The sequence below is a fragment of the Paenibacillus amylolyticus genome (assembly GCF_051136285.1).
In the GTDB taxonomy this organism is placed as follows: Bacteria; Bacillota; Bacilli; order Paenibacillales; family Paenibacillaceae; genus Paenibacillus; species Paenibacillus amylolyticus_F.
Genome location: NZ_CP194938.1, coordinates 1,388,011 through 1,412,056, shown reverse-complemented (window position 1 = coordinate 1,412,056; position 24,046 = coordinate 1,388,011). Strand labels below are relative to the sequence as shown.

Here is a 24,046-nt window from a genome sequence, read left to right as displayed (position 1 = left end):
TCTTAACCGGTGAGATTATGAGAGGATTTGTCTAGAAAATCAATATATAGTGTATTATATTAGTTATATATAACTATATGTAGTGTGTTAACGTCATTTATTCGAAGTAAAAGCAGTTTGTCTGATGAATTGAATTGTCTATTCGGGGAGGTTGATTGCAATGGTGGCATCCAACAATACACAAACGAGTCATCCAGAGGATCAGCAAGAAAACAAACACAAACTGCAAGGACTCAGCGAGAAAATATTTCTGGATCGTTATGCTTGGAAAGACGCGGATCCGAATCATGCAAAAGTCGGAGATATCGTACTTGTTCTAACGAAGGATGATCCCAAGTTTCCGATGAAGGAAGTGGGGCAGATTGTAGAGCGGCAGGGACAGCATGTTAAAGTGCGGACGCGAAGCGATGTGATTATAGAGACCGATGTGGAGAAATTGACGCTCACGATAGAGAAGACACCAGAAGAGATGTGGGATCGTCTTGCGAAAGCGATGGCATCTGTTGAATCGATACCTGAACAACAGGTATTGTGGGAGAAGAAATTTCGTTCCGTGCTGGATGACTGGAAGTTGGTTCCTGGGGGACGCATTGCTGCTGGTGCCGGAGCCAGTGATGAGTTGACGCTGTTTAACTGTTATGTCATTCCTTCTCCGCAAGACAGCCGGGGCGGTATCATGAAGACGTTGACGGAAATGACTGAAATTATGGCTCGCGGTGGTGGGGTAGGCATCAATTTGTCTTCGCTTCGTCCGCGGCGCGCTATGGTAAAAGGCGTGAACGGTTCATCCAGTGGATCGGTATCCTGGGGCGGTTTGTTCAGTTATACGACGGGCCTTATCGAACAAGGCGGCAGCCGTCGTGGTGCGTTGATGCTGATGATGAATGATTGGCACCCGGATGTGCTGGATTTTATTACGGTAAAACAGACAATGGGACAGGTGACTAATGCGAATCTTTCGGTTTGCGTGAGCAATGCGTTCATGGAGGCCGTCAAGCAAGATGGTGAGTGGGAGCTTGTTTTTCCCGATACCAATGACCCCGATTATGATATCAAATGGGAGGGCGATATGAGCCGGTGGAAGGCAGAAGGCCATAAGGTCATTCTATATCGAACAGTGAAAGCGCGAGAAATATGGCATACGATTATTGAATCTGCGTGGAAATCAGCGGAGCCTGGCGTTGTATTTATGGAGTACTATAACCAGATGTCTAACAGCTGGTATTTTAATTCGATCATATGCACTAATCCTTGTGGAGAACAGGGCCTTCCCGGCTGGGGGGTATGTAATCTGTCGGCGATTAATCTGTCCAAATTCTATGATGAAACCAATCACGATGTGGCATGGGAAGAACTCGCGGAAACAACGCGCATCTCGGCCAGATTTTTGGATAATGTGATTGACGCGACGCCGTATCATTTTGAAGAAAATCGATTAAATCAGCAGCGTGAACGCCGGGTGGGGTTGGGCACCATGGGGCTTGCGGAGCTGATGATCAAACTGCGTATCCGTTATGGCAGTCCAGAGTCACTTGATTTTCTCGATAAACTGTACGGATTCATGGCAAAGGAGGCCTATCTGGCTTCAGCCGAGATTGCTGCGGAGAAAGGTGCGTTCCCCGCGTTTGAGCTAGAACCTTACTTACAGAGTGGATTTATGAAACAGATGACAGCAACGTATCCAGAGGTTGGAGAAGCCATCCGTGAAAATGGGGTTCGTAACGTGACGCTGATTACTCAAGCGCCTACGGGAAGTACAGGAACGATGGTGGGGACGTCCACCGGCATTGAGCCGTATTTTGCGTTTAAATATTTTCGCCAGAGTCGTCTTGGGTATGATGAACAATTTGTGCCGATTGCTCAAGATTGGTTGGAGCAACATCCCGGCGAACCTTTACCCGAATATTACGTGACTGCAATGGATCTTTCGGCCGAGAATCATATTCGGGTTCAAGCCAGGATTCAGAAATGGGTGGATAGTTCCATTTCCAAAACGGCAAATTGTCCAGCTGATTTTACAGTGGAGGATACGGCAGAGCTGTATGAGTTGGCCTTTGATCTGGGCTGCAAAGGGGTAACCATCTATCGGGATGGCAGCAGGGATGTGCAGGTGCTCTCCACCTCGAAGAAAGAAGACACCTTGGAGAAAGAGAACCGGAATACGGAGGTCACGGCAGGTTTGCCAGCGACGGCCGAACAAGTAACAGATGTAGTGGATAAGCATTACAAACGCCGTCCGCAAGTGCTACGCGGTGCAACGTATAAGATCAATACGCCGTTTGGCATGGCCTATATTACGATTAATGATCTGGATGGAACACCGGGCGAGATTTTCCTCAATGTTGGCAAGGCAGGCTCGGATGTGTTTGCGATGGCTGAGGCACTAGGCCGGGTCTGCTCTCTATTCCTGCGATATGGTGACCATGGTCATAAGGTGGAGCTGCTCATCAAACATTTGAAAGGTATCGGCGGTTCAGGGGCGATTGGCTTCGGAGCCAACCGGGTGGAATCCATTGCCGATGCCGTGGCCAAAGCACTGGAAAGTCATGTGCAGATGGATGAGGACAATGGAGAGAACAACGCGGGAGGTGAGGGGCAAAAGGCTTTTATCCAATCAATAGACCTATGTCCTTCATGCGGTTCGGCATCGCTGATCAATGTGGAAGGCTGTAAAACATGTAGTAGCTGCGGTTACAGCAAGTGTAATTAAGAAGTTTCGGATCAAACAACGTATTGTTCTAATGAACCTGAACAGGAATCTTTTACCGATAAAAGTTTACAGGCGAAGTGTTGGCATATGATAGTTTCATAAGACGCCTTGTCCACATAATAATAGGAGGCATCCGGTTGATCTTGTGCCAGTGCTATTAAGTCCTCAATGAATTTTGTGTTTAACAGACCTTTTTGAAAATATATGATTTCCATTATAATGAAAATGGAGTTAAAGATGGAGGAAAAGAGAGGAGCGAGCTGAGTACATGCATAAACCCGTTAATGAACCTGTTTTTTATTCTTATCCCGGCATGGTTGCTGTGGTGACTTCGCGTCATGGAGATGTGCAGAATGTGATGGCTTCTGGTTGGCATACGTATATCGGGTCTTCTCCGAGCGTGTATGGCATTTCGTTGCGCAAAGAAACCTATTCTTACCAACTCATCGAGCAGAGCGGTGTATTCGGAGTTCATTTTCTACCTGCCCATCGGTCAGAGTGGATTCAGGCCGCAGGAACGTTTAGCGGGAAAGACACAGATAAGTTCTCTGAGTTTGGCATCACCTACAGTGAGGGAATGCGAGTCAACGTACCTATTCTGGATGATGCTTATTTTGCTTATGAATGCAAGGTAGTTGATATTACAACCTATGGTGACCATGAGTGGATTGCAGGCGAGGTACAGCAGCGTTATCGGGATGATGATTACTTTATGGAGGATGGGATGGTCAATCTTGAAAAGCTGCAAATCCCAATGTACACAGGTCGTTCCAGCTACCGTATTCTGGATGCAGGCGCCACAGAAAAGATTCACCCGTTCCACCTCCTAGAGTCCTAGGAAGGAAGGAGCAATTATGAGCAAAACTTTCAATCCACTCGGAGATCGGTTTATAATGAATAGTGGCTGCTGAGCAAGTCGGCAGCTTTTTTCTATTTGAACAGGCTCAGGCTCAGGTAATTATGTCCAGTCCATGTAAAGCACTATATAAAACGTTAGATATAGAGTATGATTTTACAGCTGGTTGTACGGGTAGGAAAGGTTACATCGGTTAAACGGGTTTGTAACTATTCTTGTAAATTATATAGATGGTTTTAGAAGTATAATGCTAATCGTAATCGTGAACTCACGAAATTATATAAGATTCATAATCTATACAACTAAATCTATAGGCAGTTCGTCTTTGTTATGTTGTAAATGAAAGATGGAAGGTGCAATACGTATGTTAATAACAACCAGAATGACCGAACGTTTCAGGATGCCCCGATCTCGATGGATGCGGACTCGCAGTAACAAGGAGGGGCGCGTATGTCACAATCTGTGAAAAAAAAGAGGCATATGAACGGACTGGATGGCTTGCGAGCCATCGCGGTACTTGGCGTAATTGCTTATCATCTCAATTTGGATTTTATTCCGGGCGGGTTGCTCGGTGTAGGTATATTTTTTGTTCTGTCGGGTTACCTGATTACAGATATTTTGTTATCCCAGTGGCGAGAACATGGACGCATTGCTCTTGGTGATTTTTGGTTAAGACGTTTTAGACGCTTGCTGCCGGGCATGGTGACTGTGACAGCCGTTGTAATGCTCTGGCTGTTATGCACAGACTCATCCCGGCTTGCTTCACTGCGAGGGGATATTTTATCCGGTGTTACGTACATAAGCAATTGGTGGTATATCTTTCACCATGTTTCGTATTTTGAAAGTTTTGGCCCACCATCGCCTTTTGGACATTTCTGGTCACTGGCTGTTGAGGAACAGTTCTATCTGATCTGGCCTCTTCTGTTGATCGCATCGATTATGTTGTTCAAAAGAAAAGGATGGCTCGTTGTGTTCATTGTTGTTGCAGCTGAACTATCGGCTGGTGCAATGGCCATCATGTATAACCCGGATTTGGATCCAAGCCGTGTATATTATGGAACAGATACCCGTGCGTTTGCCCTGCTTGCAGGGGCTGCGTTAGCTGTAGTCTGGCCGAGCCGCAAGTTGTCCAGCACACTACCTGCGATGAATCGGCTTGTATTGGATGCATCAGGAGTTACTGCCCTGGCGGTGCTGATCTATATGATGCTGAATACCAGTGAATACGACTCGTTCCTGTATCAGGGAGGGATGGTGCTGCAAGCAATTGCCGCGACAATACTGGTGGCTGTACTTGCTCATCCTTCATCATTCCTGGGACGGATCATTGGGGCAAAACCACTACGCTGGATCGGTGAACGTTCATATGGGCTGTATCTGTGGCATTATCCAATCATTGTCCTGACGAGTCCCGTTGTAGATACAGGTGGTGCTCATCCTGTACGAATGATGCTACAGGTAGCTGCAACGGTTGTCCTGGCATCCATGTCATTAAAATATATTGAGAACCCGATCCGATATAACGGATTTCGTGACTCGTTGTCCAAACTGTGGGGAAAAGGGTGGACCTCCCTCGTTCCCAGGCATGTATGGTGGAAACGGTCAGGTCTGCTGATGACATTGCTGTTATTATGTTATACGGTGTCACAGATGGTGCTGCCTGTCTCAGCTAATTCAGATTCCCATTCGGTATCCATGTCTACCGTGTTTAATGGAGAGAAATCTGCTGAAGAAAAGGGTCAGGATGTTGTACCAGCTGCAACAAAACCTTCGGATTCCGGGAAAAAGAATCAAACGGCTCAGTCAGGTCCTGAATCAGGGTCTGATGGGAAAACGGATGGAAATAACCAGCCTGAAGCCGGATCTTCAGAAGGGTCGAAACAGGGCAAGCCGGACGATTCATCCAGCGTTAGCGGGGATCAGGACAAGACGTCCGAGAATCAACCTGATTCCAATTCGTCCGCTTCTGGCAACGAAGAAACAGATCCATCGAGTTCGAAACCAGATGGTGGTGCAACCGATGCAACGGATTCAGACAAAAAAGATACACCTCCGGCACCTGTTATAAAGGATGGGAAAATCCAATATACCGTTATCGGAGACTCGGTTATTCTGGATGCCAAGCCTTATCTGGAGCAGAGTATATCCGGTGTGTACGTCGATGGTCATGTCGGCCGTCAGATGTGGCAAGCCGGGGATGTGCTGAAGGATCTGAAGCGTAACAAGCAAATGGGCAGCCAAGTGGTGCTGGAGCTTGGAACGAATGGTGCATTTAACTCCAAAAATTTAAAAGCTGTGCTGGATGGGTTGAAGGATAGAACCCAAGTATACCTTGTCACGGTACGTGTGCCGCGTCCTTGGGAGCGAACGGTCAATAAGGCTCTGACAGATGCAGCCTCCAGTTATAGTAATGTTTCTCTTATTGACTGGAATCAGGCGAGTGAAGGTCATGACGAATATTTTGAAAAAGACGGTGTGCATCTGACGGCTGAAGGTTCTGAAGCTTTTGCAGCTCTGGTGAAAAGCAGTCTTCAATAACAAGTTGATATAAACTGTAGGTACTTCTAATTCGAACTTATCTATGTATTATAATCAGTAGTGTTACGCTATACGTTCATCAAGTAGAGTCTATATGCATCGTTAAAGTCTCTCCCTGAGAGCAATGTGTTGAAGTGATTTTTGACTTCTTGACATTGTCTTGGGGAGGGCTTTTTTTTGATAAATGAACGGGGAACCGATATTATTCACCCCTGCATCCGTGGATCGTCACCTTATGTTATGGTAGCGTTACCATTTACAATACAAGTATCAAATGCTCAAGGGGGAGTATAACGATGTGGAAAAAGTGGTTTTCAGGCATGCTGGCATTAAGCTTATTTGCCGTTATTCTGGCGGGGTGCACAAGCGGTGATTCATCCGAAACAGGCAGTGGGAAAGACAAAGTCTCCGTGACCATCTGGCATAACTGGACGGGGCAGGATGCTAAAGCAGTGGCGATGCGGAAGATTATCGAGGATTTCCGCACGGCACATCCAGAGATTGAAGTGGTGGATGAAGGCTTGCCAACGGACGGTCTCAAAACAAGACTGCGCACGGTTGCGGCAGCCAACGAGATGCCGGATCTATTCGTTATGTGGCCAGATGCGATGACAAAGGAGTTTGTGAAAGGGGATCTGTTACAGCCGATTAACGCAGAACTGGATGCAAAGCCGGAATGGAAAGACAATTTTATTCCGAATGCGCTGGATGGATACACGGTAGATGGTAATATTTATTCTGTGCCGATGAATCTGGCACCCAGCTCTTTTATTTATTACAACGAGGCGCTTTTCAAAGAGAATAACGTAAAGATTCCTGAGACTTGGAATGAATTAGAGCAGGCAGTGACTACGTTTAACGAAAAAGGGATCATCCCGATGGCGCTAGGTAACAAAACGAATTGGGTGGCGCAGTCGACCATTTTCAGTACACTGGCTGACCGGGTGACGGGTACAGACTGGTTTTTGAAAGCGGCAGCCCAGGATGGAGCAAGCTTCACCGATCCAGAATTTATTGAAGCGTTGAAGAAAATGCAGGAGCTTGGCAACATCAAAGCTTTCCAGGATGGATTCAACAGTATCGATGAAACACAGATGATGCAGCTTTATTTTCAAGGGAAAACGGCTATGGTCATGAACGGCGGGTGGGCGCTTGGAAACCTCGTCAACAATGCACCGAAAGAGGTGTTAAGCAATACACATATTACGATTCTGCCCCCTGTAGAGGGAGGCAAGGGTGAACCAAGAACAACATCAGGTGTCGTTGGAACAGGTCTTGGTGTCAGCAAAAAGCTGAGCGGTGCTCAAAAAGAAGCCGCGATGGAGTTGTTCTACGCACTGGCTGGGCCGGATGGCCAGAAAGCTACGCTGGATAGCAGCACTCTGGTGAGCTACAAGATTGATCTGGATAAGTCCAAAGCGCATCCATTGTTCGTGGAGCTGTACGATCTGATGCAGGAAGTGAAAATTACGCCTGTATACGATTCCAAGCTGGGATCGGCTACGGTTGAGGTGATTAATAACGGGTTGCAAGAGCTGCTGATGGGTGGCAAAGCAGAGGACATTGCGGGCCGAATTCAGGCAGCGCAGGCAAATGCAATGAATCAATAGGCTGCTATTCGCTGCTGATTAACCAAAGCACTGTTTATTGCCCTTCCCGGCAGGGGAGGGGTTTTTAGATAAGAGGTAAAGTCCGGTGCCGGACAGAACAGAAGGCATTAACGAGGGGAAGTGAATCGATTGAACCTATTGCAAAGTCGGCGTTTCATTATGCTGGGGCTTGCTCCGGCTGTCATTATCTATGCATTGTTTGTGTTTGTTCCGGTTGTATGGTCAGCGTATTATGGCTTTTTGAACTGGTCGGGCATTGGAGCATCGAAGTACATTGGTTTAAACAATTACGTGGAAATCTGGAATGACGCGATCTTTTGGCGGGCTTTGAAAAATAACGTCATTTTTGTGCTGGCTTCGGTATTTGGCCAGATTCCATTAGCACTCATGCTGGCCGTTATGCTGCATAAAAGTAATCCACTCCAGCGGTTTCTACGCTCAGCTGTATTTCTGCCGATGGTGTTGTCCACCGTGGTTATCGGGATGATCTGGCAGTACATTTATCATCCGCAGATCGGTATTCTCAACTTCCTGCTGGATGCACTCGGGCTGGAGAACTGGAAGCTGCAGTGGCTTTCGGATGCGAAGATCGCCATATTTTCACTTGTGCCGCCGTTGCTCTGGAGCTTTGTTGGACTATATCTGATTATTTTTATCTCAGCCTTGCAGAACATTCCGGGCGAAATCCATGACGCAGCCAAAATCGATGGAGCTTCGGGCGGCCGCAAACTGGTGTCGATCTCTCTACCGATGATTTGGGGCACGGTTCAGGTTGCGATTATCCTGTGTATTTCAGGCAGTCTGAAGTCCTTTGATCTCGTCTACATTATGACCAAAGGTGGGCCAGCTCACGCTACGGAGTTACTTGCTACCTATATGTATAACTCGACATTTACAACGTATCGATACGGTTTCGGTAGTGCCATCTCAACAACCATTGTTCTGATTTCTTTGCTGCTCATTGGAACAAGCCAGTGGGTGACTAGCCGGAAACGCAAAGAAAACCGATAGAAAGGAGGCATGTTCATGCAAGTAACACCTGTGTCTATGACAACGCGACGAGGCCGTGCAGGACATCCCGTTCGCCGGATGCGCAGCGGAATCGTTTGGACGCTGCTGACGGTCTATGGTATTTTAACATTGTATCCGTTTTATTGGCTCGTGATCAGTGCGTTCAAAACCAATGAAGATTTCTACAGTAGGCCCTTTGGTCTGCCAGCTCACTGGAATATGGCTAATTTCACCAATGCTTGGGAAAGTTCGAAGCTTGGAACTGCCTTCGGCAATTCGCTAACGGTATCGATTGGATCACTGATCCTGACGCTGTTTATAGCGGCGCTGGCTTCGTTCATTTTGGCACGATTTCAGTTTCGCTGGAAAGGGCTCATCATGACGTTTTTTGTTGTAGGCATGCTCATTCCGATTCATAGTACACTTGTTCCGTTATTTATTCTGATGAAACAGATGTCTTTGCTGAATACGTATTGGGCATTGATTCTGCCGTATACAGCGTTTGCATTACCTACAGCGATCTTTGTGCTTACGGCGTATCTTGTCAGCATTCCGCGTGACATTGAGGAAGCGGCATTTATGGATGGAACAGGACTGTGGGGGCTTTTCACCCGAATTATGCTTCCGATGTCACTGCCTGCCCTCTCCACCGTGACTATTTTGAGTTTTCTACATGCGTGGAATGATTTTTCTTTTGCCCTTGTATTTATTAATAAAACCGGATTGAAAACGTTACCACTCGCCATTGCGAACTTTGCAGACGGATATCAGACTGATTATGGTCTAACGCTTGCTGCCATGACCCTGTCGGTTATTCCTACCATTATTGTTTATCTGATTTTCCAGGAACAAGTCATGAAGGGCATGACAGCAGGCGCAGTCAAAGGGTAAACGTAAGCGTATCCAAAGGAGGAACAGAGTTGGTTCGCTGGCTTACATCTTCACTGCAGCGAAAGTTGTCCGTGGTGGTTACAGCTTCGATGATTGTGCCGCTGCTAGCGCTTGGGCTGTTTGCTTTCCTGTTTGCTTCACGCATCACAGAGGAAAAAACGAAGCTGTCGGGCATGGACACGCTGAAACAAGTGGAAGCGAATCTTCGTTATATGCTTCAGGATGCTGAGAATCTATCCATTTTCCTGATTGGAGAACGGGATATTCAGCAGTATCTAAGTCGTAATGAAGATGATGATCTGGATCGCATTGATATTTTAGGCCGAATGACCAACCTGGCTGCCTCCAAAAAGTACATTGCCAACATAGCGATATATCCTGGAAGGTTCAACGCTGCGCTGTCAACAGCCACGTGGTATGAGGCAGATGGGGAACGGATTTTTAATCCCACACTTCCAAGTCGACATGCGGATAAGAGGTGGACGGGGGTGTATCCGGTACGAAACTATGCCGGAATTCAGAATGTCATAACCTTAATTCGGCCTATTCGCAGCATTCACGACTATCGCCCAATCGGCTGGCTCGCGATCAGCCTGGATGAAAAGATGATCTCCAAAGGATGGCCTGCACTTGGATTAGGCCAAGGAGAAGGCAGACTAGAGCTGATTGGTAACACCGGGGATATCCTGTCTTCCATGGATAAATCCCGACTGGGGCTACATGTATCTGATCTGGAACCAGGACTCATCACGCGTATTCAGAAGGGGCACAGTGGAACGACAACTTATGGTGAGGAAGAACACAAGCGCACTGTGCTTTATTATCCTGAGGAAATGACGGGCTGGAAGCTGGTTGGAACGGTTCCTTATGAACAATATAAGTCTGAAAATAGTTACATTTTAATTTTAACTGCGGTTGCAGTTGCCCTGTCTGCGTTAATCAGTGGCGGTTTGGTTTGGTTCACGGTTCGCAGGGTCACAAGGCCACTGCTTTTATTAAACAGGCATCTGTCGCGAATTGACCCGAAGCGTCCATTGCCCTTATTTCGAGCGGAGAGCGATGACGAGATTGGTAAACTGGGTGAGAGTTATAATCTGCTTGGTACACATATCGAGTTGCTGAAGGAAGAGATTATCCGCGGTGAAGCTCGTAAAAAAGAAGCAGATCTGCGTGTGCTCCAGGCACAGATTAATCCTCATTTTCTATATAACACACTCTCCTCCATTCACTGGATTGCGTTGATGTCCAAAGAAAATCGAATTGCGGATATGGTGGAGGGACTGAGTGATTTTCTACGCATTAGTTTGAATAAAGGGCAGGATTATTGCCCGGTTGCTCAAGAAATTGCGCATATCCAGCATTATGTGCGAGTACAGTCGATTCGTTTCCCGGATCAGTTCGTGCTGCATTATATTGTTGATCCTGCATTGGAGCAGCGAATGATGCTGAAGCTTCTGCTACAGCCACTAGTGGAGAATGCCATGATTCACGGAATTCAAAAGGCGGGAAGACAAGGGACCATCACGATCATGATTCAGAAGGATACGGTGGTTGAACGAATGAATATCCTGGTGCTCGATGATGGTGCAGGGATGGCTGCGGATAAGCTACAACAATTGCAGGCAAGCCTTGTACCCGCAGATGAAAGTAGCATGCTGCCATCCGGCAGTCATTCAGAAGGGAAGCAAAGTGCGAAGCAACTGGAGCATTCATTGTCTGATGGAGGTTATGGTCTCCGTAATGTAAATGAAAGACTGCTGCTCTATTATGGGACGGATGCGTTGCTTGAAGTGAACAGCAGAGAGGACGGGGGTACCCGGATTTCGTTTTCCATTCCAATCCTGGAGGAATCGCCATGAGATTATTAATTGTTGATGACGAAGTCATTATTCGTACAGGTCTCGCTAGTGTCATTGCCTGGCATGAACTCGGTATTGATCTTCTTCAGCCTGCTGCTTCGGCGGAAGAAGCATTGACCCGTCTAGCCGAGGAACGTCCACATATCTTAATGACGGATATTCGGATGAATGGAAAGTCGGGGCTGGAGCTGGCGGAAGAAGCATTGCATCTGCTTCCAGAGCTTGAGGTCATTATTTTATCGGGTTATGATGATTTCTCTTACGCCCAGCAGGCTATTCGCAACGGAGTCACGGACTATCTGCTCAAAACGAGCAAACCGGAAGAGATCATCAAAACGGTATTGCAAGCCAAGGCAAGAATTGCCGAACGGTGGACAGAGAAGTCTCGCGAAGGACAATGGTTACGTGAGAACCGGGAAAGGCAGTTTGCTGGGTGGGTGATCGAAGGTAATACCGATTCGGTGAATTGTCCAGCCTTTTTGATGTTTGGTGAGCAAAAAGAGTTGCCCAATCAACCCATGCGTCACGGTAGTGATGGTGACCTGTCTATGAGTAGACAAGTTGTTTTGATACATGCCGAGGGCTGGGGGCGTTCTTCGGATGCGTTGCTCCGGTTCGCTGTGCAAAATATGCTGGAAGATGTGCTACCAGGAGCAATAGCTCAGATTGAGAAGCAGCATATTGTGTGCATTCTACCTTACTCTTCTGAGATGGGTGTAAGTATATATAGACTGGAAGATGGGTTATACCGGGTGGAACAATGGTTGAAATGTACACTTCGGGCAGCCGCGGGTGAGCCTGTTCACCGCGCCTCTGAACTGCACCATAGCTATCAAACGGCACTGGCAGCTTTTCGCTACCGTGGGCTAATTGAAGCTAAAGTGTGGAGGTATGAAGAAATCAGCGCCCGGCAAGGCGGCAAAACGGTTCTGACACATGAGGAGGAAACCACACTCGGCACGTTGCTGCTCGATCATGATCCGGTCGCATTAACGACGTGGATTCGTGAGCTGATTACGAGAATGATTGCTGAACCGGGCGTCACACCTGGATCATATGCAGCTTGTCTACATTCGGCAGTTATTGCAGGACATCGCTGGCTTGCGCGCACACTACAGGCGATTGGAAGAGAACAACCGGCCCGGCTCGAACCTTGGACTCAGGAGGCGGATAAGACACCTGCAGAGATCGGGGATGAACTGTTTCATCATCTGTACGATCTGATGCATGCATATCACAGCCGTATGGGCCAGGGCCAGGCCGCACATGTGCAAAAAGCGATCGGTTATATTGAAACCTCACTGACACAGGATGTCAGCTTGCAGCAGGTGGCCGGGCAAGTTCATTTGCATCCAGGGCATCTCAGTGAGTTGTTTAAAAAAGAAATGGGCGTAACCTTTGGCGACTTTGTTACGGATATGCGAATTAGACGGGCGATGAACATGCTCGCAGTATCGCCGGCAAAAGTGAGTGAAATCGCTGCAATGAGTGGTTACGAGGATGTGAAGTATTTTAGCAGACTGTTCAAAAAGCATACAGGCAAGACTCCGAGTGAATACCGGGAGCAGGCACTTGTTTACAAATCTTCAGGCAGCTAGACGGAAGGAGCGGGAGTACAATGGTAAACGTTTGTCGTTCCACTCAGGATCTATCAGGACAGTGGAGAATACAGCATTATGAGATTGGAGAGAAGCGAGCAATGGATGTCGCCGCTGCAGCACTGGATGACCGATTCTGGATTGGCGCGGCGGTGCCAGGTGACGTTCATGGGGCACTTGCAGAGCACGGTATTATTGATCCTCCATATTTTGGACATAACGATGCCAAGAGTCGCTGGATTGAGCAGAAGGAGTGGTGGTATCGCACAACCTTTAATCTGGAATTGGATGCATCCTCCGAGGAGTATATTGAATTGGTGTTTGAAGGGTTGGACACGTTTGCAACGGTTTATGTCAATGGGCACGAGGCTGGAAAAACCACCAATATGCTGATGTCTCACACCTTGGATGTGACTCGCCTGGTGCGAAGCGGCTGGAATGCCATTGCCGTAAAGTTTGATCCGCTTCATCTTCATCATCGTGACAAAGAGACATTTGACTGGTCTTCCTACACGAAAGAGCGCCCTTGGCTGCGTAAAGCAGCAATGAATTTTGGATGGGACTGGGGGCCACGTATCGTTACAGTGGGCATCTGGGGAGCTGTACGATTGGAGCGCTACACGGTTGCCAAGCTGCATAGTGTGTACGCCCGAACCAAGTTTGTGAGTAAGACAGAGGCTCAAGTTCAAGTCAAGGCAGATGTACAATCGGTTCTTTCTTTCCGTAGCAGATATAAACGGACACAGCCTGTCGTCACCACGTGTGATATTCGCCTTCTAAACGACACTGGGGATGTGGTGGCAAGTTCTGACTCATTATCTGTGACTGAGGGGAACGCAGAGACGGTGTTAGACGTGCTTCATCCCCGCTTATGGTGGACTCATGATCTGGGTGAACCCTATCTGTACAACCTGGAGGTTAGGTTGTATGCGGATGGTATAGCTGTAGATCGTTATTACCAGCCTTATGGCATACGGACGATTGAGCTGGCGCTGCATAATGAGCAGGGAGAGGGGCGCTTTGCTTTTATTCTGAACGGGCTCAAAATCTACGCCAAGGGAGCAAACTGGATACCAGCCGATCAACTGATTGGAACGATCCCGAACTCACGATACCGTGAACTTGTGGAGCTGTCTGTAGAAGCACATATGAATATGCTGCGGGTGTGGGCAGGGGGCATCTATGAGAAAGATGTCTTTTATGATGAGTGTGATCGGCAAGGGGTGCTCGTATGGCAGGATTTTGCGTTTGCCAATGCGCTGTTCCCGGATTTCAATCGTGACTTCATGCAGAATGTACAGCAGGAGATTGAGAATAACGTCCTTCGTTTACGTAACCGTGCTTCGCTGGCGATCTGGTGTGGTAACAACGAAATCGATTGGTTGTACGACATGAAGACGGCGAGCGGTGATATCACAAGTCCATTCTATGGCGAACATATCTATCATGAGCTGATCCCTGAGACTTTGGAGCGGCTTGATCCGTCTCGTCCATATTGGCCTTCTTCACCTTATGGCGGGAACCATGGACAGGATGCGAATGATCCGGATACCGGAGATCGACATAACTGGCAGGTGTGGCACGGTTCTGTATATCCGAGAAAAGAAGGAGAAGTACCGGTGCTGGATTACAGCATTGAAGGGGTTACGTTTAAAAATTATAAAAAGGATCATGCGCTGTTCAGCAGTGAATTTGGCATGCATGCTTCGGCTAATCGGTACACGCTGGAGAAAAATATGCCTGTTGGCCAGTTTTACTGGGGTAGTCCCGAAATGGCCTATCGCAACAAGGATACCAATCATCAGAAAGGCATTCTGTTGATGGAAGGGTACACAGGCATACCTCAGAATATAGAGGAATACATGAACTTTTCCATGCTGACACAGGCGGAGGGGCTGCGCTATGGTATTGAACATTTTAGACGAATCAACGATCGTAACAGTGGCGCTCTGGTATGGCAACTAAACGACAGCTGGCCGGGTACAAGCTGGTCGATGATTGATTATGAACTGCTGCCAAAGGCATCCTTTTATTATGCGAAAAGGTTCTTTCATCCTGTATTACTTTCTTTGGAACATGAACCTGAGAAGCCGCTTGCTTTATGGGTAGTTAACGATACACGGGATGAAGTGGCTGGTGAACTTAGGCTGAATGTCTATGACCTGCATGGAGAGCAACTGTATTCTACTGCATATGAAGTGAAGGTGCAGGCTCAGTCATCGATGCGGATCGAAACATTGGAGGAAGTTGAAGTGCTTGGAACAAGACAGGCGGACGAAGTGATGGTGGAACTGCGGGCCGAAGGGTTTAATGCGCCTATAAATCGTTACTTTTTACGTGATCCTAAGGATATCGTGTTGCCACAGTCCCAGCTCAGCGTTCATGTAAACGAAGAGGAACAATCGGTTACGGTTACTGCAAGTGGTGCCATTGCACGTATGGTGAAGATGGAGCTGCCTGTAGGACGAATTCGATGCAATGATAACTATTTTGATCTGCTACCGGGAGAGAGTAGGACGGTAACGCTTCGGCATCCGGAGAACAGAGCTTTGCCACTCGCAGAGCTACGCGTAAGTGCTATAAATGGTATTGAGGTTTGAAACCGGTGTAGACATACTACGTGAAGTAGTATACTGTACATTCCAACAAACTTGAAATGATAAGTCAGAAGCCATGGTTCCCCGTAAGGGAATGACATGGCTTCTTCACTTGGTTTGGATATATGCTGTGTATCCCGGTCTCTACCTAGCGAAAGGATTCATAACGTTGCTGAAAAGAGGACTCCATTTGCAGTTGCCGTGCCAACTGCTGTTGAACTTTGGAGCCGCGAATGGCTTGCAGCTGCTGCAGCACATCGGTAGATCTGTAATCATCCTCTGCCATCTGCATGAGCAGTTCAGAGAGGACATCGGCATCTTCGAGTGCAGCATTCAAACCAAACGCTCCTGTTGGCGTCATCGTATGAGCAGCATCACCAATAAGAACGACATTGTCATTCGCCCATCGGGAGCTATAACTGCTTTCCACGGACAGCAGCACAAAGTCGCTCCAGTCCTTAATATGTGCAGCGACAGAATCGGCAAGACAAGGGAAGGCGGATACAAGCTTGCCTACAAAAGGAGCAAAGGGCTGTTCACGCAGCTGGGCATAGCCTCGCTCGGGAATGTTCCATCCAATCTGTACGTAACCGCCGTATTGTGAAAAAAGTGCGAGCTGCTGACCGTCCATGCTTGCCATGCGAACCGCAGGTTCCCATCCTGGAGGCGCAGGGATACGTGCCCATAACAGATCGTACCCGTGCTTGCGTATCTCGGGTACAAGGCCGGCATGTTTGCGTACCGCCGAATATCTACCGTCAGCACCAATAACGACTGATGCTCGAATGGAGTGAGGGATCCCATGTTGCCGCACGTTAATGCCAGCAACAAGGCCACTTTTGTCCCGAAGCAAACCGGTCATGATTGTATTGAAGCGAACCTGATGCAACGGGCTTAACGCTTCGGTCTGGTCTGTGATCGCTTGGAGTAGATGATCTTGTGGTACGTGCACGCCCACATGATGCTCCCCTTTGTCTGCATCGGGGTTAATGGTGTGCAGGATGTTGCCTTCTTCCCAATATTGGATCTCTTCAAGTGGTAAAACACCCTGTTCTTGAATGTGCGAATATAACCCGTGTTTGTTCAAAATGGCTTCGCCGTCTGCGTTCAGAAGTTCCCCGCGGAATGATTTATGCAGATGTGGCTGTCGCTCAATGAGTAATGTAGAGATGCCTTTCCGATTGAGCAGATACGAGAGCAGAGCTCCTCCCGGCCCTGCTCCGACGATACAGACATCTGTATGAGTGATATCACTAATTTGAGGTTTCATCGAGTTCATGTACATTATTCCCTTGCTATATAATGGTGATGACATTTGTTTACTTTATGATAACAAATTTATTTAAATTATTAAGTAACTAAAAGTAACTTAAGGCTATTATAAACAAAGTATTCCTTATATACAAGAGGCCTAATCTTATTTTTATCACTTAGAAGAGAGGGATACTGCTGCTCATAGGAAACCTCGTTTTTTTCACAACCAACGGAGTGTAAATATGTTACAATATAAGGCAGGTTATGATGAAAGGCAGGAGGAACGGATATGAGCCCGAATACGGAGCGAAACTCGCAATTGGCAAACGTTGATCAATTGATGGAGGCCTTCTTCAGATATAAAAATAAAGTATTGGATCAGCAGCAAAAGTCGGAAACGAACTGCAGACTGAATCCAACGAAAATCCATATATTAGGTATGATTTTGCGTGAAAAACGCTGCATGGCTGTTGATGTAGCACGTCAGCTCAGTCTGTCATCCGGAGCAACAACCATTGTGCTAAATCAACTGGAAAGTGAGAACCTCATTCAACGGGAACGCAGCGAGGAAGATCGCAGAATTGTGTGGTTATCCTTAACCGAAGAGGGAGAACAATTAACCAGAACATTGAATGCCAACCGCGGCCGTATGACTTGGGAATTGTTACAAGCACTTACAGAGGAGGAACAGCAGTTAATGCTGGGCATGCTCAAGAAAATAGAAATGAAGCTGCTGGAAGATATGAAATCTTTCGAGCAGACGTATCGTTAATGCATATGACACCTGAAGACGTCAGTCCTCATCTATTCGTCCCCACTACCGGGCATGAATTTGTGAAGACTGGCGTTTTACGTGTTACAGCAGTGCTTATAGATGAAAGCGGGATACATGATCGGTCAGGCCTTCCTGGATAAGAATATCTTTCTGTCTGCTGCCCATTAAGTCGAAATGGGGGAAGGGCTGTCTCCGATGAATGTAACGGGGGTCTAAACCGTGTTCGTCGCACCATTGTTCCAGGCGATTCAGGTCGGCACAGCCTACTTTGGTAACACTGGTGATGCCAGGAAATCTGGAGTCGATCCAGAAATGAGTGAGATAGGCGATTTCACCGCGCTCGACACGTTCTTTCCATGCTGCAAGTTCTTGCCGTTTAATGCCAAAAGCCATAGTTGAACGTTCCTTTCTAACAGAGTATGTCCTTCACATATTGTACATCTTATATATGACCTCGATCAAAAATGTTTCAGTACCGTGCGTATCAGCTCCATTGAAATGGGTAAATGAATATGAAAACTTTGTTATAAAGGCCTATGCTTTTGTTAAAATAAAGGCATTACGAACGATTCATGACTTATGCAGCGGAAAGGGTTGTCATCATGGAACTATTCATTGCGGTACTTGTATTGCTGGGACTGATCGGTTTATCTAACGTGCTGAACCGGTTCGTACCTTTTATCCCCGTTCCGCTTATTCAGATTGCACTGGGGGTAGGTGTGGCTTTACTGCCAGCGGGTGTGCATCTGCCGCTGAATCCAGAATTGTTTTTTGTGCTTTTTATCGCTCCTTTATTGTATAACGATGGGAAAAGAACACCAAGGAACGAACTGTGGAACCTTCGTGCGCCGATTCTTTTACTTGCGCTAGGACTGGTGTTCGTTACGGTTGCGGTTGCCGGATATGCCATACACTGGCTGATTCCGACGATCCCACTGCCTGCTGCATTTGCGCTTGCGGCCATTCTGTCTCCGACAGATGCGGTGGCTGTAGGAGCTATGGCCGGACGTGTGCATCTACCCAAGAGTATTCATAGACTTCTTGAAGGCGAAGCATTGATGAATGATGCTTCGGGTCTGGTTGCTTTCAAATTTGCAATCGCAGCAACGGTGACCGGTTTCTTTTCACTGGCTCAAGCAACGGTTAGTTTCATTGCTATTGCTGCAGGAGGTCTGCTCGCCGGTGCGTTAATGTCCTTCCTGTTCATCCGAGTGGGCATGTGGATTCGCAGACTGGGTATGGAAGATGTAACGATACATATGTTGCTCCAGATTTTGACTCCATTTGTAATCTATCTGGTGAGCGAAGAGATCGGGGTATCCGGCATTCTGGCGGTCGTTGCAGGCGGGATCATTCATGCAATTGAACGTGACCGGGCCGAATCGGTTCAGATTAAAATGCAGGTGGTATCTGCGAGCACATGGTCTGTTATTTTATTTATTTTGAACGGCCTGGTATTTGTCATTCTTGGTGTACAGGTTCCGGATGTGCTTAGTAAGATCTTTGTGAACGTGTCATTTAATAACTTCGAAGTGTTAGGGTATGTATTGCTGATCTCAGTACTACTTGTCCTGCTTCGTTTCCTGTGGATTTATTTGTTCTGGCAAGTTAATGAATGGCTGCATGCCAAGTCCGCTATTGGAAAACCTCGCTTCAAGGAAATTACAATCCTCTCCTTATCGGGAGTCAGAGGTGCGGTAACGTTGGCTGGAGCATTTTCAATTCCATTTGTCCTACAGGATGGTTCACCGTTTCCTGAGCGAGATTTGATTATTTTTCTGGCGGCTGGTGTCATTCTGTTCTCTCTGATTGCTGCGAGTGTGTTCTTACCTGTGTTAGCCAAAGACGAGGGGAAATCCTCTGATGAAAAAACACCACATAAGTCTGAACGGAAAGCACAAGACATTATGCTGAATGCCGCCATCCGAGCAGTCAAATCCGAGATGAATGATGAAAATAAAGCTGCTGCATTGGCTGTGGTATCTGACTTGTCCAAATATATTAAACAGGTGGCGGGTCAGTTTGCAGCAGATAATGGCAAAGCATTGCAAAAGCAGGAAACGGCAATTAATCTAATCGCTACACGGGCAGAGCGCAGAGAGATCGAAGTGATGAGGAATGAAAATGCCCTCGGGCCTGAAGCAGCCTTCAAATGTGACAACTGGTTGGATCGCAAAGAGATGATGCTCTCCAATCGTACCAATACACAGCTGCTGGTGTCGCTTAACGAGATTGGCCGGATGCTGAGCCAACTGTTCACAAGCCGCTCCAGCAAACAAGACCAGCCCTTTATGCTTCAAAATGCCGAACTGTTCCGCAAGGTAAAGCTGCGTACATCTCAGGCAGCGATTAAGGCCATCCGGGCACAGATGAATGACACGAATCGTGCGGCTGCCCTCTCGGTCATTTCCAAATATGAACGGGTCATCGCGAAGTTACGTGCGTGGAATCAGGATAAGACGACCGAAGATCCATTTAATCAGGATAAACTGGAACTTCAGATGGTAGCCATTCAGGAGCAGCGTAATACGGTGCAGCAATTATATGAGAACGGGGAGATTACCAGGGATGTTGCAGCAAGGTTACGTCGTTATATCAATGATGTAGAAGCAACAGCTCTGAAAAACGATTAATCATCAACCGATCATTAATGAGTTCACATGAATCGGGCAATGCTAACAGAGAGTTTGACGTATGAAAATCAAAGTGAGGATACGACATGAACCTGAAAGCAACCCGATTCATCGCATTGATCATGCTGGCTGTAATAATGCTTGTCAGTTCAACAAGTTCGGCTTATGCCAAGCCAGTGCAGAAGAATCGTCAGTATTATGAAGAACGGGGAGAGATCGTATGGGAAGTCCCCACACAGGATAAACTGATTGCCCTGACTTTTGATGATGGGCCAGACCCTGTCCAAACACCGCAGATCTTAGCTCTGCTGAAGCAGTATCACGCAAAGGGGACTTTTTTTGTACTCGGAAAATGGGTGGAGAAATTTCCTGACATTGTCAGACAGGAACAGCTTGAAGGGCATGAGATTGCGAATCATACATTTGCTCATACGTATGCCGTTCGCTCAACAGCAGCGGACAAATACTTGAAAGATATGGAGGCGGCCGAGGTTTCCATTGTAAATGCAGGTGCGCATCGCCCGTTGCTGTTCAGACCTCCTGGAGGTTATTACAACGATATGGTTATTAAGGCAGCTAAGCAAAAGGGGTACACCATCGTATTATGGTCTTGGCATCAGGATACCCGGGATTGGGCTTTACCTGGTGTATCAGCCATTACGAACAAAGTGCTGAATAATGCACGTAATGGAGATATCGTTCTGTTTCATGACAAAGTAGAAAGCAAATCCCATACGATTGATGCACTGCGAACGATCCTGCCCAAACTACAAGAGCAAGGGTTTCAATTTGTTACCGTATCTGAACTTCTTGCTGTGAAGGCCCGTGAAGCCGCCAAGGAGGGGGCATCGTCCTCACTATCGCGGAGCCAGCCTTAATGCAGTAAATAAGGGGTCCGTGAGGCATCCTTGGCAACTGGTCGCAAACAGAGTGCTGCAAGCAAGCGCACATCTATTTTGTTGTTGTACCGACGCCAATCTCAACCGCACGCCTAGAAGCACTCATGGCTGCGGTTGTTTGGCATGAAAGATTTTTTATGAGATTAGTGTACTAGGGCGTTTTCAGACACACCCTAGTTATGCCTGTAAGCTGTTCATAGATAAGTCACACGCTTTTGTTTTGCAGTCGAAACGTCTACAATAGATAAAGTCTTTTGTATAAGACTAAATTATGTTATTTGAGAAGGTGAACAAGTTGAATGGACAAAAGAGAGCTGATATCAGACCTGGTCTAGAGGTTGATATCGTACTGAAGCAGGATCAATCCTCCGGCAAACTGACGAGAGGAATCGTCAAGGATCTGCTAACCAAATCTCCTTCTCATCCCCATGGGATCAAGGTGAGATTGACGAGTGGTCAAGTGGGGCGAGTGAAACAAGTGATCTCCGCAGGTAATCATCCGTAATGAGCATGAACGGAATGATGGATACAGCCGAAAATGTGATGAAACACCTGTCGGTTGGCAATCAACGTCAACAAGATGCTTACCGTGTTTTTCAGGATAGCGGACTGTTAGCCAAGCTAGCTGCCTATTCTTCGTACCCTACGGGAACTGTACCCATTGACATCGATCTTCCTGACAGTGATCTTGATGTGTTGTGTTATGCCGATGACCTGAAGACTTTTCAAGCGGAGCAGAGTGGGCAACTGGAGGGTATTGCGCTAAACGGCAGGACACAGTGGACATACGGTATTAGCGTTTCAGATCAGAAAGCATATGTCACATGTGAACTGAAATTGGGGTCATGGCCTGTCGAAATATTTGTACAGGCTGTGCCTGTTGAGCAGCAAAATGCTTACCTGCATATGCAGGTTGAATGGAGTTTGTTGCAATTATGGGGAGAGGCGGGACACCGTGAGATTCGCAGATTAAAACAGGCAGGGTGGAAAACAGAGCCAGCCTTCGCCCATGTACTTGGGTTAGAAGGTAATCCTTATATAGAGATGCGTGATCTGGCCGAATTGAAGGAGCAGGAGCTATGGGAGTTTGCCCGATCACGCGTTACATTTTAGATGAGAAAGATAGCCACAAGGGTAGTTACCGTTAATCCAAGAATCACCGGTTTCAGATTACGCCGTGCAAGCTCAAACGGGTTGAGCCCGCAGATGGCTGCCGCCGGAATTAACGCCCACGGAATCAACGTTCCGCCGCCAACCCAGATTGCAGCTACTTGGCCCAGCGCGGTAAGTACTGGCGCCGAATCTGCTGTACCTGCAAACATGGTAGCAATGGAGCCCACGAGGGAAATTCCCGAAAATCCTGAGCCATCCAGACCTGTCACAGCTCCAGTAACGGTCATGGTAATCGCCCCCACGGTTCCATTCATAGGAACAATCCTCGCAAGTGCAACGCCAAGATCATTGACGATCCCGTGTGAACCTTCAGGAAGCGGGTTCATAAATAACTCTGTAATGGCAGCATCCCCGAGATAAAAGAATGCCGCAATCGGAATAACCGGACCAAATACTTTGAATCCAAACTGGAATCCTTCAATGAGATAAGTAGTCGTTTCTTCTGATCCATTATGGCGGTGTACGGTAAGGGAAATGGCAATCAGAATAACGACGGCAGTTCCGCCTATTAATGCTGTCGCATCCCCGCCTTGAAGGTTCAGCACAAACATCAGTACAACATCCAGTGCAAATAACAACGGAATGAGTATAGCGAATGTTTTTCTCCAACGAAGAGGCATCGCTTGGACTGGTACAGACTCATGTGGTTCTGGCTGTGACTCAGACGCCGAATGTTGCTGTTGCGCAAGCTCCTGTTCCTTCCATTGGGTGGATTTCATCTCTTTGCGAAGCATCCAGAAGGCGGTAAGGGTAGATACCGTGCCCATGACGATAACGAGAGGTACACTGGCAGCCATCACCGACGTAACAGGAAGACCTGCTGCATCTGCTGTAAGTTTGGGAGCACCTTGAATAATGTAGTCCCCTGACAAGGCAATGCCATGCCCAAACAGGTTCATCGCGATGGCAGCTCCAATCGGAGGTAATCCTACACGAACGGCTACGGGTAGAAGCACAGCTCCAATCAAGGCGACTGCAGGAGATGGCCAGAAAAATAAAGATACAACCATCATAATAAGTCCAATACCCCAGTATGCAGCTTGAGGCGTACGAATAAATCGGGTGAGCGGTGTGACCATGACTTCATTAATACCTGTTCGGATCAGAACACGGCTCATCGCAACGATAATAGAAATGATAAAAATTGTACTTAACAGTTCCTTCGTTGCGTAGATAAAGCTGTTGAAAATCCCGCTGACGGAGCCGCTTAACGTTTCTGTTGCCAGCAGTCCGATGGTCATAATGCCTGCGACACAGATGATCGTTGTATCTTTGCGCCGAACCATGACGGCGATAATCAGGACAATAAATGCCAAATAGACATAATGCAACGGGATGAGTTGAATATTCATCATCATAACAGCCTCCCTGTATGCCTGGTCATCGATCCTGTGAGTGCTATATCCTATGCATGTCAAGCCCGGATGTTCAAGGAGGTTGTGAGAGTCAAAGGATATATCCTGCTTCTTATATTGAACTATTCATTTACACTTTAACGGAGAGGACAGAAAAAACCTGGAAAAGCGGAGCGCTCGCCTTTATCACCGGATTTTCCCTTTTATTAAAGGGAATCAAAAAAATCTGGGGATAACAGCGATTGGAAGGTTATTCTGTCATTGGAGTGCTCGGTGTAAACGTCTTT

General features: G+C 47.2%; 17 protein-coding genes. 14 read left to right on the top strand and 3 right to left on the bottom strand.

Annotation, left to right across the window (positions count from 1 at the left end):
• Positions 1–160: 160 nt before the first annotated feature.
• The 9 genes from ACR8BL_RS06240 (at position 161) to ACR8BL_RS06200 (ending at position 15,673) form a co-directional block, all read left to right on the top strand.
• Positions 161–2,710 carry an adenosylcobalamin-dependent ribonucleoside-diphosphate reductase gene (locus ACR8BL_RS06240; protein WP_434751803.1) on the top strand — a complete coding sequence of 850 codons (2,550 nt, stop codon included), beginning with the start codon at positions 161–163 and terminating at the stop codon, positions 2,708–2,710.
• Positions 2,711–2,978: 268 nt separating this feature from the next.
• A complete protein-coding gene (locus tag ACR8BL_RS06235) occupies positions 2,979–3,548 on the top strand; it encodes a flavin reductase family protein (protein WP_434751802.1) in 570 nt (189 codons plus the stop codon).
• Positions 3,549–4,016: 468 nt separating this feature from the next.
• Entirely contained in the window at positions 4,017–6,104 is a 2,088-nt protein-coding gene (locus ACR8BL_RS06230; RefSeq protein WP_434751801.1) for an acyltransferase family protein, read from the top strand.
• Positions 6,105–6,400: 296 nt separating this feature from the next.
• Positions 6,401–7,714: an extracellular solute-binding protein gene (locus ACR8BL_RS06225; RefSeq protein ID WP_434751800.1), complete on the top strand. Its 1,314-nt coding sequence runs from the start codon at positions 6,401–6,403 to the stop codon at positions 7,712–7,714.
• Positions 7,715–7,843: 129 nt separating this feature from the next.
• Entirely contained in the window at positions 7,844–8,725 is an 882-nt protein-coding gene (locus ACR8BL_RS06220; RefSeq protein ID WP_434751799.1) for a carbohydrate ABC transporter permease, read from the top strand.
• 36 nt (positions 8,726–8,761) lie between these two features.
• Positions 8,762–9,616 carry a carbohydrate ABC transporter permease gene (locus ACR8BL_RS06215; protein WP_434751798.1) on the top strand — a complete coding sequence of 285 codons (855 nt, stop codon included), beginning with the start codon at positions 8,762–8,764 and terminating at the stop codon, positions 9,614–9,616.
• 29 nt (positions 9,617–9,645) lie between these two features.
• Positions 9,646–11,475 (top strand): sensor histidine kinase, encoded by a 1,830-nt coding sequence (locus tag ACR8BL_RS06210; RefSeq protein WP_434751797.1) that lies wholly within the window; start codon positions 9,646–9,648, stop codon positions 11,473–11,475.
• A complete protein-coding gene (locus ACR8BL_RS06205; protein ID WP_434751796.1) occupies positions 11,472–13,073 on the top strand; it encodes a helix-turn-helix domain-containing protein in 1,602 nt (533 codons plus the stop codon). The genes ACR8BL_RS06210 and ACR8BL_RS06205 overlap by 4 nt, the downstream gene beginning before the upstream one ends.
• A 20-nt stretch (positions 13,074–13,093) precedes the next feature.
• Positions 13,094–15,673, top strand: coding sequence for a beta-mannosidase (locus ACR8BL_RS06200; protein ID WP_434751795.1), 2,580 nt, complete (start codon positions 13,094–13,096; stop codon positions 15,671–15,673).
• Between the two features lie 145 nt (positions 15,674–15,818).
• On the opposite strand, the gene ACR8BL_RS06195 is transcribed toward ACR8BL_RS06200, so the two are convergent.
• Entirely contained in the window at positions 15,819–16,949 is a 1,131-nt protein-coding gene (locus ACR8BL_RS06195; protein WP_434751794.1) for an FAD-dependent monooxygenase, read from the bottom strand.
• A gap of 264 nt (positions 16,950–17,213) precedes the next feature.
• Between ACR8BL_RS06195 and ACR8BL_RS06190 the strand changes: the two genes are divergently transcribed.
• Complete coding sequence (locus tag ACR8BL_RS06190; protein WP_434751793.1) at positions 17,214–17,696, top strand: MarR family winged helix-turn-helix transcriptional regulator; 483 nt, start codon at positions 17,214–17,216, stop codon at positions 17,694–17,696.
• 96 nt (positions 17,697–17,792) lie between these two features.
• Here the strand turns inward: ACR8BL_RS06190 and ACR8BL_RS06185 are convergent, their stop codons facing one another.
• Positions 17,793–18,092 carry a hypothetical protein gene (locus ACR8BL_RS06185; protein ID WP_434751792.1) on the bottom strand — a complete coding sequence of 100 codons (300 nt, stop codon included), beginning with the start codon at positions 18,090–18,092 and terminating at the stop codon, positions 17,793–17,795.
• Positions 18,093–18,301: 209 nt separating this feature from the next.
• Here ACR8BL_RS06185 and ACR8BL_RS06180 point away from each other — a divergent pair, with 209 nt between their 5' ends.
• From ACR8BL_RS06180 to ACR8BL_RS06165, 4 genes are all read left to right on the top strand, one after another.
• The gene (locus tag ACR8BL_RS06180; RefSeq protein ID WP_434751791.1) at positions 18,302–20,332 is read left to right on the top strand and encodes a Na+/H+ antiporter; all 2,031 of its coding nucleotides are present in this window, start codon (positions 18,302–18,304) and stop codon (positions 20,330–20,332) included.
• A gap of 86 nt (positions 20,333–20,418) precedes the next feature.
• Positions 20,419–21,210, top strand: coding sequence for a polysaccharide deacetylase family protein (locus ACR8BL_RS06175; RefSeq protein ID WP_434751790.1), 792 nt, complete (start codon positions 20,419–20,421; stop codon positions 21,208–21,210).
• A 316-nt stretch (positions 21,211–21,526) separates the two neighbouring features.
• On the top strand, positions 21,527–21,736 hold the full coding sequence (locus ACR8BL_RS06170; protein WP_434753032.1) for a YwbE family protein: 210 nt from the start codon (positions 21,527–21,529) through the stop codon (positions 21,734–21,736).
• Between the two features lie 5 nt (positions 21,737–21,741).
• Complete coding sequence (locus tag ACR8BL_RS06165) at positions 21,742–22,344, top strand: DUF4269 domain-containing protein (RefSeq protein ID WP_434756610.1); 603 nt, start codon at positions 21,742–21,744, stop codon at positions 22,342–22,344.
• Here the strand turns inward: ACR8BL_RS06165 and ACR8BL_RS06160 are convergent.
• Positions 22,341–23,756 carry a hypothetical protein gene (locus tag ACR8BL_RS06160; RefSeq protein ID WP_434753031.1) on the bottom strand — a complete coding sequence of 472 codons (1,416 nt, stop codon included), beginning with the start codon at positions 23,754–23,756 and terminating at the stop codon, positions 22,341–22,343. The two genes, ACR8BL_RS06165 and ACR8BL_RS06160, sit on opposite strands and share 4 nt — an antisense overlap.
• Positions 23,757–24,046 lie beyond the last annotated feature (290 nt).